Here is a 1,390-nt window from a genome sequence, read left to right on the forward strand (position 1 = left end):
TAACGTTTTTTTGTTGTATGGATACTAATTTACATTAGTCTTTCTGATGATGTGATAGTATCTCATGCTGCTTTATAAAATGAAAAAGAGACCTTAAAAATACAAAGATCTCTTAAAATTAGAGATTCTGTAACTCCATTAGACCTAATTCTAGATCTAATTCTTTTTGTCTCTTTTTTTAAAAACGTTTTCTACCTGAAGCCCCTATACTTAAAAGTCCGCATAAACCAGCCATTATCATTATCCATGTAGAAAAATAATCACCATTAGCTATAAAAGTTTATTAAAAAAGAAGCTAATAAAACCTATGTATGCTACAGGGAGAATTCCACCTAAATAAGGGTTTTTTCGAGATGATAAAAAGATTTGAGTAACTATTATAACAACAATAACTAATATTCCAACTACAGGTTTCATAATTAAACATCCCTTTCTTTTTTATATTTTTCTATGATGATTTTAGCGACGTCTAGACTAATTCGTTCGTCAATAACAAATCCTTTAATCATATTTACAAACTCTACATCATCTTCTTTACTATGTACTTCGATCTTTTTTATTAATCTATGTAATTTGGCACGTACTGTTGGATAAGAAACATCATATAAGTTAGACATATTTTTTAAAGAACCAGAATTCAATATAAATTTTCTAATAAATTCTAAAGACTCTTTATCTAACACGAGAATCCATGAAGGAACCTCTTCTATTTCCACAAAAAACCATTTTCTCTCTTTAATAATATTAAACTTTTATTAAAAATTATTAAAATTACAGATTGATGGACTATTATATATTTCATAAAAAAAGGATCTTTTACGCAAATAGATTATCAAGTTTTGCATTCTTTTAGGGATAGTACCCTATGCCCATCACCCTTTTATTATGAAGTAACACCTRAACGTATTATATTATTGTTTTTTTATTAAMARACATAAAAATGTTTTATTTGTTTTATTGATAATYWCCAAACGYWATTRTAAAATGTTTGTATATATATAAACTAAATTGATTTACGTTTGATTTTATCCAAAGAGATAGGAAGTATTAATAACAATAAAATAATGGGTATATCACCTACAAAGAGCCGCAAAAAGAATGGAACCAGTACGGAAAAGATACTTTCGTAAAAAAATTCAAAAAATAATAATTATTTGTTCTTGAATAAAAGTGACTAGAAAAGTTACAACCATATGGAGAATAAGGTTATACCAAAAAAAGTCTTAAAAGGGGGACAAAATTATGGAACAAAGAAAGTTTTCAGTAACACCTCAAGATCGAATGAATTATGTATTAGGTCTTTATTCTGCAGATCAACAAATTAATGCAGTTCTTTATTTTCCTGTAGGTATATCAAAGAAAATACTTGAACAATCAGTAAGGATAACGT

At 26.8% G+C, this 1,390-nt stretch carries 1 protein-coding gene and 2 pseudogenes; 1 reads left to right on the plus strand and 2 read right to left on the minus strand.

Annotation, left to right across the window (positions count from 1 at the left end; all coding sequences use genetic code 11):
* Nucleotides 1–178: 178 nt before the first annotated feature.
* Nucleotides 179–417, minus strand: a pseudogene (locus AC1DJR_RS29780) (hypothetical protein).
* Nucleotides 418–419: 2 nt separating this feature from the next.
* Nucleotides 420–716 (minus strand): DUF2089 family protein, encoded by a 297-nt coding sequence (locus AC1DJR_RS29785; protein ID WP_429687486.1) that lies wholly within the window; start codon nucleotides 714–716, stop codon nucleotides 420–422.
* A gap of 526 nt (nucleotides 717–1,242) precedes the next feature.
* Between AC1DJR_RS29785 and AC1DJR_RS29790 the strand changes: the two are divergent.
* Nucleotides 1,243–1,390: pseudogene (locus AC1DJR_RS29790) on the plus strand (condensation domain-containing protein); the annotation flags it as partial.

It is taken from the genome of Bacillus sp. 05T31, from assembly GCF_056396725.1.